This is a genomic window from Brevibacillus sp. HB1.1 (genome assembly GCF_013332445.1).
Lineage (GTDB): Bacteria > Bacillota > Bacilli > Brevibacillales > Brevibacillaceae > Brevibacillus > Brevibacillus porteri.
In genome coordinates this window covers 1-1522 of the sequence record NZ_JABMIV010000027.1, presented here as the reverse complement: position 1 = coordinate 1522, position 1522 = coordinate 1, and the positions used below count along the sequence as shown (strand labels likewise).

Sequence of the window (1522 nt, the reverse complement as noted above, 5' to 3'; positions counted from 1 at the left end):
ACTGCTTGGACGGCCATCCAGTAGGCCGCTCACCCTATCCTCCTGCGTCACGCCATTGCTCAAGCGGAACAGAGGTGGTACAGGAATATCAACCTGTTGTCCATCGCCTACGCCTTTCGGCCTCAGCTTAGGTCCCGACTAACCCTGGGAGGACGAGCCTTCCCCAGGAAACCTTAGGCTTTCGGTGGACAAGATTCTCACTTGTCTTTTCGCTACTTACACCGGCATTCTCACTTCCAAGCGCTCCACCGCTCTTTCCAGTACGGCTTCACTGCTGCTTGGAACGCTCCCCTACCCAGTCCGTAAGGACTGCCATAGCTTCGGTGATACGTTTAGCCCCGTTACATTTTCCGCGCAGAGTCACTCGACCAGTGAGCTATTACGCACTCTTTAAATGGTGGCTGCTTCTAAGCCAACATCCTGGTTGTCTGGGCAACTCCACATCGTTTCCCACTTAACGTATACTTGGGGACCTTAGCTGATGGTCTGGGCTGTTTCCCTTTTGACGATGGATCTTAGCACTCACCGTCTGACTCCCGGACATAAGTCATTGGCATTCGGAGTTTGACTGAATTCGGTAACCCGATGAGGGCCCCTAGTCCAATCAGTGCTCTACCTCCAAGACTCTAAATTCCGAGGCTAGCCCTAAAGCTATTTCGGGGAGAACCAGCTATCTCCGAGTTCGATTGGAATTTCACCGCTAGCCACACCTCATCCCCGCACTTTTCAACGTGCGTGGGTTCGGGCCTCCAGTAGGTGTTACCCTACCTTCACCCTGGACATGGCTAGATCACACGGTTTCGGGTCTACGGCAGCGTACTATCGCCCTATTCAGACTCGCTTTCGCTGCGGCTCCGTCTCTTCAACTTAACCTCGCACGCTACCGTAACTCGCCGGTTCATTCTACAAAAGGCACGCCGTCACCCTTTTAACGGGCTCCGACTATTTGTAAGCACACGGTTTCAGGTACTATTTCACTCCCCTCCCGGGGTGCTTTTCACCTTTCCCTCACGGTACTGGTTCACTATCGGTCGCTAGGTAGTATTTAGCCTTAGCAGATGGTCCTGCCAGATTCACACGGGATTTCACGTGTCCCGCGCTACTCGGGGTTGGTCTCGGAGAGACGCGCGTTTAGGTTACGCGACTATCACGCTCTATGGTCAGCTTTCCCAAGCTGTTCACCTACGCGCGTCTTTTGTAACTCCATGTGAGACGCCCCACAACCCCGCCGGGTAAACCCGACGGTTTAGGCTCTTCCGCGTTCGCTCGCCACTACTGACGGAATCACTATTGTTTTCTCTTCCTCCGGCTACTTAGATGTTTCAGTTCACCGGGTCTGCCTTCTCATCACCTATGTATTCAGTGAAGGATACCATCCCATTACAGATGGTGGGTTACCCCATTCGGAGATCCCCGGATCAAAGCGTGCTTACCGCTCCCCGAGGCTTATCGCAGTTCGCTGCGTCCTTCTTCGGCTCCTAGCGCCAAGGCATCCACCGTGTGCCCTTAGTAACTTAACCAC

At 53.8% G+C, this 1522-nt stretch carries 1 rRNA gene; it reads right to left on the bottom strand.

Annotated elements, in window-relative coordinates:
* Window positions 1-1520, bottom strand: a 23S ribosomal RNA gene (locus HPY27_RS29730); the annotation flags it as partial.
* Between the last annotated feature and the right edge of the window lie 2 nt (window positions 1521-1522).